General features: G+C 63.0%; 14 protein-coding genes. 13 read left to right on the plus strand and 1 reads right to left on the minus strand.

Translation table 11 applies throughout. From position 1 onward, the window contains the following. Positions 1-352 precede the first annotated feature (352 nt). The 12 genes from ACIPV6_RS05335 (at position 353) to ACIPV6_RS05390 (ending at position 12,821) form a co-directional block, all read left to right on the plus strand. Complete coding sequence (locus ACIPV6_RS05335) at positions 353-1,375, plus strand: LacI family DNA-binding transcriptional regulator (protein ID WP_400269872.1); 1,023 nt, start codon at positions 353-355, stop codon at positions 1,373-1,375. A 93-nt stretch (positions 1,376-1,468) separates the two neighbouring features. Continuing rightward, entirely contained in the window at positions 1,469-2,704 is a 1,236-nt protein-coding gene (locus tag ACIPV6_RS05340) for an extracellular solute-binding protein (protein WP_400269873.1), read from the plus strand. Positions 2,705-2,714: 10 nt separating this feature from the next. Further along, positions 2,715-3,719 carry a carbohydrate ABC transporter permease gene (locus ACIPV6_RS05345; RefSeq protein WP_400269874.1) on the plus strand — a complete coding sequence of 335 codons (1,005 nt, stop codon included), beginning with the start codon at positions 2,715-2,717 and terminating at the stop codon, positions 3,717-3,719. Between the two features lie 7 nt (positions 3,720-3,726). Continuing rightward, the gene (locus tag ACIPV6_RS05350) at positions 3,727-4,569 is read left to right on the plus strand and encodes a carbohydrate ABC transporter permease (RefSeq protein WP_400269875.1); all 843 of its coding nucleotides are present in this window, start codon (positions 3,727-3,729) and stop codon (positions 4,567-4,569) included. 30 nt (positions 4,570-4,599) lie between these two features. Next, positions 4,600-5,373 (plus strand): ThuA domain-containing protein, encoded by a 774-nt coding sequence (locus tag ACIPV6_RS05355; protein ID WP_400269876.1) that lies wholly within the window; start codon positions 4,600-4,602, stop codon positions 5,371-5,373. Continuing rightward, positions 5,370-6,497, plus strand: a complete 1,128-nt coding sequence (locus ACIPV6_RS05360) for a Gfo/Idh/MocA family protein (protein ID WP_400269877.1) — start codon at positions 5,370-5,372, stop codon at positions 6,495-6,497. The genes ACIPV6_RS05355 and ACIPV6_RS05360 overlap by 4 nt, the downstream gene beginning before the upstream one ends. Before the next feature lie 20 nt (positions 6,498-6,517). Continuing rightward, entirely contained in the window at positions 6,518-7,660 is a 1,143-nt protein-coding gene (locus ACIPV6_RS05365; RefSeq protein ID WP_400270154.1) for a Gfo/Idh/MocA family protein, read from the plus strand. Between the two features lie 143 nt (positions 7,661-7,803). Beyond that, complete coding sequence (locus ACIPV6_RS05370) at positions 7,804-8,091, plus strand: helix-turn-helix domain-containing protein (RefSeq protein WP_400269878.1); 288 nt, start codon at positions 7,804-7,806, stop codon at positions 8,089-8,091. Further along, positions 8,091-9,467, plus strand: coding sequence for a type II toxin-antitoxin system HipA family toxin (locus tag ACIPV6_RS05375; protein WP_400269879.1), 1,377 nt, complete (start codon positions 8,091-8,093; stop codon positions 9,465-9,467). The genes ACIPV6_RS05370 and ACIPV6_RS05375 overlap by 1 nt, the downstream gene beginning before the upstream one ends. A gap of 171 nt (positions 9,468-9,638) precedes the next feature. Then, a complete protein-coding gene (locus ACIPV6_RS05380) occupies positions 9,639-10,592 on the plus strand; it encodes a DUF808 domain-containing protein (protein WP_400269880.1) in 954 nt (317 codons plus the stop codon). Between the two features lie 57 nt (positions 10,593-10,649). Beyond that, positions 10,650-12,239 (plus strand): molybdopterin-dependent oxidoreductase, encoded by a 1,590-nt coding sequence (locus ACIPV6_RS05385; protein ID WP_400269881.1) that lies wholly within the window; start codon positions 10,650-10,652, stop codon positions 12,237-12,239. A 150-nt stretch (positions 12,240-12,389) separates the two neighbouring features. Further along, on the plus strand, positions 12,390-12,821 hold the full coding sequence (locus ACIPV6_RS05390; protein WP_400269882.1) for a ChaB family protein: 432 nt from the start codon (positions 12,390-12,392) through the stop codon (positions 12,819-12,821). Positions 12,822-12,887: 66 nt separating this feature from the next. Here the strand turns inward: ACIPV6_RS05390 and ACIPV6_RS05395 are convergent, their stop codons facing one another. Next, positions 12,888-13,550 (minus strand): TetR/AcrR family transcriptional regulator, encoded by a 663-nt coding sequence (locus ACIPV6_RS05395; protein WP_400269883.1) that lies wholly within the window; start codon positions 13,548-13,550, stop codon positions 12,888-12,890. A 149-nt stretch (positions 13,551-13,699) separates the two neighbouring features. Between ACIPV6_RS05395 and ACIPV6_RS05400 the strand changes: the two genes are divergently transcribed. Continuing rightward, complete coding sequence (locus tag ACIPV6_RS05400) at positions 13,700-13,927, plus strand: hypothetical protein (protein WP_400269884.1); 228 nt, start codon at positions 13,700-13,702, stop codon at positions 13,925-13,927. Positions 13,928-13,929 lie beyond the last annotated feature (2 nt).

Below are 13,929 nucleotides of genomic sequence, written 5' to 3' on the forward strand. Positions count from 1 at the left end.
TCAGAAGCGCTTTCTGATGATTCCGGACTGCCTAGAGGCGAGTGGCGGGCAGAGGAGGGGCGATCATGCATCAGATGCAATAATCACTGTTCTACCTGACATAAGGTCCATTATCGGTGTCTAAACAACGGGAATGGAAGTAGCTGCGAGAACTCCCGCCCATTGACTATTCCGACGTTTCCCGCGATCAACGCAGCTTTGTCGAAAGCACGCATCCCGGCGCCATCGCCGCCGGAAAATACCCCTTGCCCACACCGAGTGATCCATGTCATACTCTTTCTCGATGCGTATCGACGATACGCATCGACGGTACTTTTACCACTGTTCAGCAGCGAGCAAAAGGAGATCGGGCATGCCCACCAGCAAAGACGTAGCCCAGGCTGCCGGCGTTGCCCAAAGCACGGTTTCCTACGTCCTGAGCGGTAAGCGGCCCATCTCCGAGAAGACCCGGAAAAAGGTGGAGGATGCCATCCAGCAGCTCACCTATCAGCCCAATGCGGGTGCACGGGCGCTGGCCAGCCGCAAGACCCGCGTCATAGGCCTGGTGATCCCGTTCATTCCGGAACTGCACATGGCATCGATCATGGAGTTCGTCTCGGTGATCGCCAACACGGCCCGCCTCTACGATCACGACATCCTCCTGGTCACGGAGGACGAAGGAGCTCCCGGTCTGCAGCGCGTAGTGGGCCAGCAGATCTGCGACGGCCTGATCCTTATGCAGGTCGAGGGCGACGACGAGCGGATCCCCGTGGTCCGAAGCCTCAACGTACCCGTAGTGTTGATCGGCATCCCGCACGACCCATCGGGCCTGGTCTGCATCGACGCCGATTTCGAGATGGCCGGCGACCAATGCGTGCAGGACCTCGCAGCCGCCGGCCACTCGGTGATCTCGGTGCTCGACTGGCAGCCGGAGGTTGTTGATCGCCACGTGAACTACGTTGAGCGGTTCATGTCCGGCACGGACAAGGCCGCTCGAAACCTGGGAGTGGATGTGCTCCACTTCCCAGGCGGAACCGACCGGGAGGTGATCGCCGATTCCGTGGATAAGGCCTTGGCCGCCACCACAGGAGTGCCGGCGTTCATCGCTCCCGACGGCACGGTCCAGGACGTCCTGCGGAGAGTCCTGGCCAGCCGTGGATTGACTCCGGGCGCTGATGTTTCCGTGATCGGCAGCGCTTCGCCCACACTGGCCGAACTGCAGCCCATTCCCCTGTCCACCATCGATCTCCGCCCGGCAGAAGTCTCCCGCCGCGCGGTGAAGATTATTTGCGATCTCCTCGAATCCGATTCCCAGGGACCAACCGAATCTCTGGAATTGGTACCCACGGTCATTACGCACCGTGCCAGCACGCTCCGTCCACCCCACGGAAGCTAACTCCCCTCGATCAGCCTCCAGCATTCCGCCCTTTATCGATATGCATCATCGATACGCATCGATGATCGATTCCCAAACAAAAGGAAACAGACAATGAAGTCAGCACCAAGGACACTCCGTCCAGTCGCACTGGCCCTTGCCACCCTGGTGGGCGTTCCACTGGCCGTCGCCGGTTGTGGGACATCACCGGCGTCCTCATCATCTGAGGCCGTCTCGGAAATCTCCGTCATGGACTACTACAACAACGAGCCGGACAAGTCGTTCATCGGCGATGCCCTCACAGCGTGCGGTACCAAAGCAGGTGTCACGATCAAGCGTGAAACCGTTCCGGGCAAGTCATTGATCTCCAAGGTTCTCCAGCAGTCGTCCTCCAAGACGCTGCCGGACGTCCTCATGCTGGACAACCCGGACCTGCAGCAGATCGCGGCCACCGGGGCGCTCGCACCATTGGCCGACTTCAAGATCAGCACCGACAACTTTGCCGAAGGCGTACTGAGCGCAGGGACCTACAAGGACAAGGTGTACGGACTGGCTCCCACCGTGAACACCATTGCACTGTTCTACAACAAGGACATCCTGGACAAGGCCGGGGTTACGCCGCCCACCACGTGGGAGGAACTGAAGGCCGCGGCCACCAAGCTGACTGCCGGCGATCAGTACGGCCTGGCGTTCAACGCCAATCCCACTTATGAAGGCACGTGGCAGTTCCTCCCTGTCATGTGGTCCAACGGTGGCGACGAGAAGAACATCGATACCAAGGAAACGGAGCAGGCCCTCCAACTCTGGACCGATTTGGTCACGGACGGCTCCGTGTCCTCCTCTGCCCTGAACTGGACCCAGGCCGACGTGAAGGACCAGTTCCTGGCAGGCAAGGCGGCCATGATGGTCAACGGCCCATGGCAGATCCCCGCCTTGGACAAGCAAACCTCCTTGAAGTACGGCGTGGTGAAGATACCCGTCCGCGAAGCCGGCCAGACCGCAGTGGCCCCGCTGGGTGGAGAAGTATGGACGGTGCCGCAAACGGGAAACAAGGCCCGCCAGGCTAAGGCCGCCGAAGTTGTTGCTTGCCTGAACAGCGACGAGAACCAGCTGGCCATGGCCAAGGTCCGGAACACCATTCCCTCCAAGACCACACTGGCTGAGAAGTTTGCCGGCGAGAACCCCAAACTCGCCACGTTCACCGAACTGATCAAGACCGCCCGCGCACGTACCGGCCAACTCGGTGAAGGCTGGCCCGCCCAGGCAACCAAGATCTACACCGCCATTCAGAATGCCCTCACCGGCAAGGCCTCTCCCGCGGACGCCCTCAAGCAAGCACAGGGCCAGTAGGCAGCCAGCCATGTCACTGACCACCGATCTATCTCAAAGCCCGGCGGGGCGGGCAACTGGCAGGTCCTCCCGCCGCCACGGCAGCCCACCGGTTCAAGAAGGCGTCCTGCCCACCCCTCGGCGCGGGACCCGGCAACGCCGCGAACGCATCTTCCAGTGGCTGTTCCTGGTTCCCGCCGTGGTGTACATGGCGCTGTTCTTCGGCTACCCCGTGGTCAAGAACGTCATCATGAGCTTCCAGGATTACACCACCGCAACGTTCTTTACGGGCGAAGCCCCGTGGGTGGGGTTGGCCAACTACGCAACCGTCCTGTCGTCGTCGTTGTTTTCCACCTCGCTGCTGAACACGGCACTGTTCACGCTGGGATCCATCCTTGGACAGTTCGTGATCGGACTGGCGCTGGCGATCTTCTTCCAGCGCAAGTTTCCCCTCAACGGCATCCTTCGGTCCCTGCTGCTGTTGCCATGGCTCCTGCCCCTGATCGTCTCCAGCGCCGTGTGGCGCTGGATCCTGGACAAGGACAGTGGCGCGCTGAACCGCTTCCTGGGAGACCTGGGAATTATCGATACCGGCGTTCCCTGGCTGACCAGTACGTCACTGGCACTCATTGCGGTGATCGGTGTGAACATCTGGATCGGCATTCCGTTCAACCTGACCATCCTCTACGGCGGACTGCAAGAAATCCCGGACGAGCTCTACGAGGCCGGTTCCCTCGATGGGGCCACTGGGTGGAAGGCCTTCCGGCACATCACCTGGCCCATGCTGCGGCCGGTGGTCAGCGTGGTGCTGGTACTCGGCGTCGTGTACACCCTCAAGGTACTGGACATCATCCTGGGCCTGACCAACGGCGGCCCCGCGAACTCCACCCAGACCATCGCCACCCAGTCCTACGATCTCTCCTTCCACGAATTCAAGTTCGGTGAAGGCGCGGCCCTGGGCAACGTCCTGGTGATCATTTCCCTGGTCTTCGCAGTGCTCTACCTGCGGGCCAGCCGACGCGCAGTGGACGAGTGAGGAAGCCATGACACTACAACTGACGCGCAACCGCGCACAGACGCCCACCCGAAGGAACTGGGGCTACACGGCACTGGCTATCGTCTTCCTGGGCATCATGCTGTTCCCGGTGTACTGGATGCTCAACGCATCGCTGCAACCCAACGGCACCACCTTGGAAACCTCGTGGATTCCGCTCAAGCCCGACTTCACCGGCTACGCCACTGCCATCAGCGAGCAAGCCGGAAACCTGGGCACCAGCCTCATCATCTCACTCGGCAGTGTGGCCCTCAGCCTTGCCATCGCGGCACCGGCGGCCTACGCCCTGGCGTATTTCAAGGTCCGTGGCGCTGGGGTGGTGCTGTTCGCGATCCTGATCAGCCAGATGATCCCCGGAATCGTCGTAGCCAACGCGCTGTACACGGCCTACAACGATCTTGGCCTGCTCAACTCCATCCCAGGCCTGATCCTGGCAGACTCGGCCCACGGGATTCCGTTCGCGATCCTCATCATCCGGGCCTTCATGAACGGCATGCCGGCTTCCGTGATCGAGGCGGCGCGGGTTGACGGGGCCGGGCACATCCGGGCGTTCTGGTCAATCGTGATCCCACTGAGCCGGAATTCCCTCATCACCGCCGGCCTGTTCACGTTCCTGTTTGCCTGGAGCGACTTCCTGTTCGCCCTCACCCTGACCACCACCGAAGCCGTACGGCCCGTGACGCTGGGCATCTTCCAGTACATCGGCGCCTATGTGAACGACTGGAGTTCGGTTATGGCGACGGCGGTACTCGCCTCCATCCCGGCCATCGTCCTTTTGGTCGCGGCCCAGAAATACATCGCTGCCGGAACCACCGGCGGCGCGGTCAAGTAGACCGCGACCCTGAATTCAAGGAGAACAACCATGACTGAAGCCAAGCCCATCCGCGTCACCGTGTGGAGTGAAAACCGGCACGAGAAACGCGACGAACTGGTCGCCCGCCTCTACCCCGAGGGAATGCACGGCGCCGTGAAGTCCGGTATCGAGGAGAACCTGGGCTCCGCCGTCGAGGTCCGGACCGCAACCCTGGACGAACTCGAACACGGCCTCACCGAGGAAGTCCTCGCCAACACCGACGTCCTCACCTGGTGGGGGCACATGTCCCACGCAGATGTTGACGACGAGATCGTGGAACGCGTCCACCGGCACGTGCTCTCCGGCATGGGGTTGATCGTGCTGCACTCGGGCCACTGGTCCAAAATCTTCACCAAGCTCATGGGCACCACCTGCACCCTGCGCTGGCGCTCGGAACAGGACCGCGAACTCGTGTGGACCGTTGACCCCACCCACCCGATCGCCAAGGGCATCCCGCACCCGATCGTGATCCCGCAGCAGGAAATGTACGGGGAGTTCTTCGACATCCCCACCCCGGAAGAACTCGTGTTCATCAGCTCGTTCAGCGGCGGCGAAGTCTTCCGTTCCGGTTGCACTTTCCGTCGCGGGCACGGCAAGATCTTCTTCTTCAGCCCCGGCGACCAGGACTACCCCGTGTACCACCACAAGGACGTCCGCCGCGTTATTGCCAACGCCGTGGAATGGGCCGTCACCGACCGCCCGGAACGCGCGGTCCCGGAGCTCCTCCGCTACGAGACGGACGATTTCTTCAACGGCAAGAGCTACCAGGGAGCCAACGCGTGAGCACCCCCTTCGCCACCATTCCCGACGACGGCACTCCCCTTCGCGTCCTGGTTGTGGGCGCCGGAGGAATGGGCCGGGCATGGCTGCGGACCGTGGAAGAGTCTCCCTTGGTGGAGCTCGCGGGCATCGTGGACCTTGACCTGGCTGCGGCTGCCGGGGCCGCGGCTGCCTTGGGCCGTCCGGACCTCCCGGTGGGTGCCGGGACAGCAGCGTTGGCGTCCGACGTCGGAGCCCAGGCAGTCATCAATGTCACCGTCCCTGCCGCCCACCATCCCGTCACCACCGAAGCGCTGGCTGCCGGACTTCCGGTCCTCGGCGAAAAGCCGGTAGCTTCGTCGGTGGCACAGGGCCTGTCCCTGGCTGCTGCGGCCGAACTGCACGGACAGTTGTTCATGGTGAGCCAGTCCCGCCGCTACAACCGTCATTTGTTCGAAGCCAAGCGTCTCTCTACAGCCCTGGGGTCCATTGGCATCCTTTCGGCCGAGTTCTTCAAAGCACCCCGTTTCGGAGGCTTCCGGGACGCGATGGACCACCCCCTCCTGCTGGACATGGCCATCCACCAATTCGACATGGCCAGATTCCTGCTCGACGCCGATCCCGTTTCAGTGTTCTGCGAGGGGTACAACCCTGCATGGAGTTGGTACCGCGGCGATGCGGGTGCTTCAGCGGTGTTCGAGATGACCGGCGGTGAGCGCTTCGTGTTCACCGGAAGCTGGTGCAGCCCGGGAATGGAGACCTCCTGGAACGCTGCCTGGCGGATCAGCGGCGAGAACGGCACGGTGCTGTGGGATGGGGACAACGAACCCGTGTCCTCCGTTCCGGTTCCTGAAGGTTCCGTCAGCGATCCGGGCCAGGAAATTGCCGGTTCGCTCCGCGATTTTGTGTCCGCGCTCCGCACGGGAAATACGCCCATGGGCCGGGTTCACCAGAACATCATGAGCCTGGCGATGGTGGAAGCCGCCATGCTCAGCGCCACCTCCGGTGCCCGCGTGTCCATCGATGCTTTGCTGGAGGACTCCTACCAGCAAGCACTCCTCACCGAACGGGACCCCGCGGTGCTGCACGTCCTGAAATCGTGGACCTCTGTCCGGAGTTCGCTGTCCGGCGAAAGCGTCACGCTGTGACCGGGCGCCTCCGGGTAGGAATGGTGGGCTATTCCTTCATGGGAGCAGCCCACTCCCACGCTTGGCGGACCGCACCACGATTCTTCGACCTTCCGCTGGTTCCCGAACTGACCGCCTTGGCCGGCCGGAATCCGTCGGGTGTGCAGGCCGCAGCGGCGAAGTTCGGCTGGGATTCCGTGGAGACCGACTGGCGAACGTTGCTGGAGCGGGACGACATCGACCTGATCGATATCTGTTCCCCCGGCAACACCCACGCGGAAATCGCCATCGCTGCGCTGGAATCCGGGAAGCACGTACTGTGCGAGAAGCCGCTGGCCAACACCGTGGCGGAAGCTGAACAGATGACGGCGGTGGCCTCCGCCGCAGCCGAACGAGGCGTTTACTCGATGTGCGGCTTCACGTACCGGCGGACCCCGGCTCTTGCCCTGGCCAAGCGCATGGTGGAGGAGGGACGTTTGGGCGAACTCCGGCATGTCCGTGCCCAATACCTCCAGGACTGGCTCTCCGATCCGGACGCGCCGCTCACGTGGCGCTTGGACAAATCGAAGTCGGGTTCCGGTTCCCTCGGTGATATCGGTGCCCACATCATCGATGCCGCCCAGTGGATCACGGGGTCGCGGATCAACGGAGTATCAGCCGTAATGGAGACGTTCGTGAAAGAGCGTCCAATCGGCGGGGAGTTCGTGGGCCTCGGCGGTCACGGTGGAACCGAAGGCCCGCGCGGTCCGGTCACGGTGGACGACGCAGCCATCTTCACTGCCCGCTTTGACGATGGCGCACTGGGTGTCTTCGAGGCAACCCGGTTCGCCTTGGGGCGGAAGAACGCCATGCGCCTTGAGGTGAACGGCACGCTGGGTTCCCTGGCGTTCGATTTCGAAGACATGAACGTGCTGTCCGTCTATGACGCCTCCCACGGGTCCGACGCCGGGTTCCGCCGGATTATGGTCACGGAGCCGGCCCATCCATACGTCGGAAACTGGTGGCCCACCGGACATGGCCTCGGCTACGAGCACGGTTTCACGCACCAAGCCGTGGACCTCGTGACCGCCATCGCCCACGGGCAGCAGCCCGCGCCGTCGTTCGCCGATGCGCTGCAGGTGCAGCAGGTCCTGGCCGCCGTGGAAGAAAGCGCCTTACACGAAAGCCGTTGGCAGAAGCTCTAATTGCCGACTCTTTCCTCACTTTTGAGGCCGTCGAGGTACAGGCCTTCATAGCAGTCCTGCGGATACCGCATACACTCGCGTCTGGGACCTTTTAATGTAGCTAGTTTATTGCATTAGAGGCGTTAATGTCGGAAACTAGCTAGGTGAGTGAGAGTAGTGAGGCGATGCGGCGGTTGGGGGAGAACCTGCGAAGCCGGCGGATTATTCTCGGCTTGTCGCAGGAGCTTGTGGCCGAACGGGCCGATGTCTCCCGATCGACGCTGATGCGCCTGGAGGCCGGTGAGGGCGGCAAGGTCGAGCACCTTATGACGGTGGCGTCGGTGCTCGGCGTCGCCGAAGACCTCATTGGCGCTGTCGATCCCTTGAATACTGATCTTGGCAGGGCGCGGGCGCATCTGCTCGGCCGACAGCGCGCCCCGAGGAAGCGTTGATGGCGGCCCGGAACATCCGGCGTGTGGAGGTACTCGTCGATGAGACCTTTGCCGGGGTGATGGACATTGAAACGGACGGCCTTTCGTCCCGTGAACATGTCTCCTTCACCTACGCCGACAGTTGGATGTCTGATCCAGAGGCATTTGAGCTCTCCCCGGAGCTTCCGTTGCGGAGTGGGCCACAGAACCCCACGCAGGGCCGTGACCTGTTCGGGGCCTTTCAGGACGCCGCACCGGATGACTGGGGCAAGAAGCTGCTCTTCGAAGAACTGCGCCAAACAGCCCGCGCCCAAGGTGCCAGCCGTATACCGCCCACGGGGGAAGCCGGCTACCTGTTGCTGGTCAACGATGAGACCAGGCAAGGCGCCCTCCGCTTCAGGGAGAACGGGATGTTTCTCTCCTCCTGGGGACGAGGCGCGAGTGTCCGCGACCTCGGCGTCCTCGCCGAAGAAGCCAGGCTCTTCGCTGAGACCGGTGAAGTCACTGAGGAAAACTCCCTGCTGATGGGCGCCGGCTCCTCCCCGGGCGGGGCCCAACCCAAAGCCTGGGTTCGCGCTGAAGACGGTTCCATGCTGCTGGCGAAATTCCCCAAGACATCGGATATCCGTAACCTGCAGTTATGGGAAATGGTCGCAATCCGCCTGCAGCAGCGTGCGGGCATCAGGGTCGCCGAGTCCAGACTGATGACACTGGGGGAGTTTTCCCATATCTTTCTCACACGCCGGTTCGACCGTGACGGTGACCGGCGTGTGCCGTACATGAGCGTGCGCACCGCATTGCAGCTGGACACCTATGCACACCCCGACTATGTGAAAATCGCCTCCGAAGTCGCCCACATCTCCGCAGCACCTGTACAGGACGCCAACGAAATGTTCATCCGTGCCGCTTTCATCGCCATGGTCAACAACACCGACGACCACATGAGAAACCACGGGCTCCTCCGCACCCGTCACGGCTGGCGCCTGTCGCCGTCCTTCGACGTGAACCCGATGCCAACAGGGACATCAGAAACGCCGCTCACACCGCACGGCGGGCTCTTCGACAGGGACGTACGGGACCTGCTGGACTTCGCCGACGCTTTCCGGCTGACCAGAGACGCGGCCATGACACGGCTTCAACACGTTGCCGCTGCCGTATCCCACTGGCGCGACGACGCCCTCAGCCTCGGAGCCGAACCTGACTCACTCCACTCCATGGCCAAAGCCTTCGAAGGGGAAAACACCAAACGGGCCGCCTCCCTGACACCCTCACCGACAGTGGTGGACATGGGCGGAACGGCCACCCCGCCCCCTCTCCAATCCCACGGAGACGTATGGGTCCCCGAACACACACGCGACGGCAAACGCATCCGCGGACACTACCGCCGACGAAACTAGAAGACGTCAGTGTAGCCCGGGACTCCACCATGCACCGAGGCTTCGTCATCTCGGCGAACCGCATCTGCCCCCTCCGGCCAGGAGACCGTAGACTTTCAGCATGCCAATCGTGCTCCCCGCCCCGGACAATCACGCCCACCTGCACACACCCGTGCGGGATGGAGGTGAACTGTGAGCGGAGGCCTCGTTGCGTTGTTGGATGATGTCGCTGCCCTGGCTCGACTGGCGGCCGCGTCTGTCGATGATGTGGCGGCCGGTGCCGCGAAAGCGGGTGCCAAGGCTGCCGGCGTCGTGATCGATGACGCCGCGGTGACCCCGCAGTATGTGTCCGGAGTGGACCCGTCCCGGGAACTGCCGATGATCCGGCGGATCTTTTGGGGGTCGCTGAGGAACAAACTGCTGGTCATCCTGCCAGCGCTGCTGTTGGTGAGCGCTTTCGTCCCAGGGATCATTCCGGTAATCCTCCTGTTGGGTGGCACCTACCTTTGTTATGAGGGAGCCGAGAAGGTCTGGCACAAGCTCCGGGGACACTCCGAGGAGGGTCATGGCCCGGCCGTGGACCGAGGACCCGAAGCGGAAGCCAAGGTCACGCGAGGCGCAATCACCACCGACTTCATCCTCTCCTGCGAGATCATGGTCATCGCGTTGAATGAAGTTGCCAGCGAGTCCTTGTGGGTCCGGGCGTTCATCCTGGTGGTCGTCGCCATCATTATCACCGCGGCCGTGTACGGGGCTGTGGCACTGATCGTCAAGATGGACGATATTGGGCTGCATTTGACCACCAAAAACTCTCCGGCAACGCAGAGGACTGGACGACTGCTGGTCGCCGCCATGCCGAAAGTGCTCGCCGTGATCACTGTCGTCGGCACGATCGCGATGCTCTGGGTGGGTGGCCATATCCTGCTGCAGGCCGCCCACGACCTCGGCTGGCACCTGCCTTATGACTTGGTCCATGCGCTGGAATCGCCCCTGGCCGGAATCCCGGCAGTGGGCGGCGCGCTGGCGTGGTTGGTCAATACGCTGTGCTCGGCTGTGCTCGGCATCATTTGGGGTTCGGGCGTCATGGTTGTAGTTCAGGCAGTGTCGCGCGTGCTGCCGTTCGGAAAGAAGAAGGCAGCGCATTGATGAGGGCTTGAACCAAGTCTGACCGATCCCCCCACCGAGTGGCTCCGAATACCCTGCATGACGAAGCACAGCCGCAGGATCAGGGGCGCCAGGGGTATGGCAGCGCTGGCAGGGGTGGTCTCGGCCGCCGTCGTACTCGCCGTCGCAGAGTTGGTGGGCGCGTTCTTCACCGCCAGGGCAACGCCCTTCTTTGCGCTCGGGTCTACGTTCATTGATTTCACGCCGTCGTGGTTGAAGGACTTCGCCATCGCGACGTTCGGCACCAATGACAAGGCTGCCCTCTTTGTCGGCATGGGCCTGACCATCGCGGTCCTTGCCTGCGTCCTCGGCGTTGTCGCTTACCGGAAGTGGGCCCTCGGCGTCCTGGGTGTGCTGTTCATGGGTGCGGTGATTGTTGCCTGTGTCCTGACCCGGGCCGGCGTGCAACCCGTGGACGCCATCCCGTCGGTGGCGGGAACCGCGGCCGGGCTGGTGGCGCTGCGCCTGCTTCTCCGGCCGTTGTGGCGGTTGAAGGCCTGGCCGGAGGTCCCTGCGGACATGGCGGCCGACACCGACGGGACGGATCGTTCGGCCGTCACCAGCCGCCGTCGTTTCTTCGCCGCTGCCGGGGTAGCCGCTGTTACGGCTGGTATCGCCGCCACCGGTGGCCGGTTGCTGAGCGCAGCCCGGAACAACATCGCCCAGGCCCGGGACGCACTCAAGCTTCCGGCCCCTCGCAGGGCTGCGGCCACGGTACCCGCGGACGTGCAGTCCCCGGTGAAGGGCGTCTATCCGTGGCTGACGCCAAACAAGGATTTCTACCGGATCGACACGGCGTTGAGTGTTCCCGAGGTCAACATCGAAGACTGGGCACTACGGGTCCATGGAATGGTCGAAGAAGAAATCACGCTGACTTTCCAGGATCTGCTCGACGCCGATCTGATCGAATCCCATGTCACCCTCACCTGTGTCTCCAACCCGGTGGGCGGAAAGCTGGTAGGCAACGCGAAATGGCTGGGCATGCCCCTGCGCGACGTCCTGGCCAAAGCGCGACCGAAGGATGGCGCAGACATGGTCCTCTCCCGCTCGATCGACGGCTTCAGTGCCTCCACTCCCTTGGACGTCCTCCAGGAAGATGACCGGGATGCCATGCTGGCCATCGGCATGAATGGTGAACCCCTGCCGGTGGAGCACGGCTATCCCGTACGCATGGTGGTTCCCGGACTGTACGGCTTTGTCTCAGCAACCAAGTGGGTGGTTGACCTGGAGGTAACCCGCTTCGCGGACAGCAAAGCGTACTGGACCGAGCGGGGATGGTCCGAGCGTGGACCCATCAAGACCATGGCACGGGTGGATGTCCCGGCATCCTTCGCGAAACTACCGGCAGGAAAGGTTGCTGTTGGCGGTTCCGCTTGGGCCCAGACCCGGGGCATCACCAAGGTCGAAGTACAGATCGACGACGGCGACTGGGTGGAAGCGACGCTGTCCGCCGAAGCGTCCACCATCACCTGGCGGCAGTGGTCCTACGAGTGGGACGCCACACCGGGCATCCATTACGTCAAGGCCCGCGCGACGGACGGCACCGGCGAGGTGCAGACCGACGAACGCGCCGATCCCGTACCCGACGGAGCCTCCGGCTGGCCTTCTGTCATGGTCACCGTCGAGTAGCTGTGAAAATCAAGGCCGCGCTCACCTGACGGCGTCGCGCGAACGCGCCTGCCGCCGTCGTGGTTCTTCCGACTGAAGAACCGGAGGCTCGTGCGTTTCGGAGGGCGCGCCTAGACTGGCGCACATACCCGAAACAAGGAGGGGAGTCCGATGCCAAAGACCGGTAAGGCCGGGCACGCGCTCAAGGGTGAGTTGCCATCAACGATCCGTCGCTCGGACCAGAAAGCCCAAGACACCTTCGCGAAGACGTACGACGCTGCGATGGAAACTTACGACGGCGACGAACGCCGGGCGGCGCAGACGGCCTTCTCGTCGTTGAAGCACAGCTATGAAAAGGTGGGGGACCACTGGGAACCGAAAGAGGAGCGAGGCCCCTCGGACGCCCGGGCGGAGGGCGGGCCTGACACCCAGGCGCCCACAGCCGGTGGGGTGGATGCGAATGCAAGCAAAGCGCACCTGTACCAGCGGGCCAAGGAACTGGACATCAAAGGCCGCTCCACCATGGACAAAGAGCAACTGGTTCAGGCACTGCAGAAGGCCAACGAACGGGCCACCCGGAAGGCGCGGGAAAAAGAAAGCTAGGCCCCGCGGCGGTGGCCCGCCGACGCCTACCGTGGCCCGCCGATGCATACGGTTGCCCGCCGACGCCTACTTACTTGCGCGCTGGAAATCCACCGCCAGGATGGCCCGCGAAAGCGTGACGGCGCGGTCCGCCACCACCTCCAGTTCGGCATCGTCGCAATCGGCTGGAGCCCACCGTGTGGCGCCCTCCAGCAGGGTCATGACCACCCGGACGTGTTCCTCGGCGTCGGGGCAGCCCATGTCCCGCGCCGCAGCAATGTACATCTCCTCGTGCAGGGTGACCCAGTCATCAACCTGGGCCCGGAGGTCCTTGGGTAGGACTCCGGCCATCCTGTCCGTGGCGACCAGGAGATCCCAGAGATTGCTCTCCGGGAGCCTTACCTGCCGGGTGAAGTGGAGTTTCACCATGGCATCCCAGAACTCTTCCGCATTTCCCGCCGGAGCAACGGCCTCGAGCAGGGCGACACCAAAGCGGTGGAAGTGCCAGCGCAGGGATTCGGCAACAATTTCGTCCCGGCCGTCCGGGAAGTGCGAGTAGAGGCTGGGCGGCTTGATGTTGACGGCGTTGGCGATGGTCCGCATGGAAACGGAGTTGAAGCCGTTGGCTATTGCGAGTTCCAGGAAGGCTTCCAGGATGTTCTGCCGGCCCGCCCTTTGGCCCGTCCAGTTCCATTCCTTAAGTTGCGATTCGAAGGCGCGGGAGGCGGATTCGTAGGACCTGTCGCTCATAATGGGCCATCGTAACAGTCGTTAGCTTTTGTCCGCTTGGAAGCACGAAAACTCTTCCCTAACGTCTGTTAGTTAGGTACTCTGGAAATGGCATCAGGCAGTACCGCTGCCGGTGCATCTCAAAGCGTTTGAGCGGGAAGAGAAAAGCAATGGTCACCGAAAAAACGAGCCTGGGGGCCACTCGGAACAGCAACACCATCATGGGAAGCGGCCTTTCCGGCATGGTGGCCGCCTACATCGGCGCGAGGGCGCTGGAAGACAACGCCGCGCAGGATGAGGCCTGGCAAGCGCAGCACGCGTTCCATCCCAAGCCCTCCCGGCGGCTGCGCCACAGAAAGACCACCTCGGGCGGACCTGGCCCGGCCTTGGCATCCTGAAC

The organism is Paenarthrobacter sp. NPDC089988 (assembly GCF_044748465.1).
Taxonomy (GTDB): Bacteria; Actinomycetota; Actinomycetes; order Actinomycetales; family Micrococcaceae; genus Arthrobacter.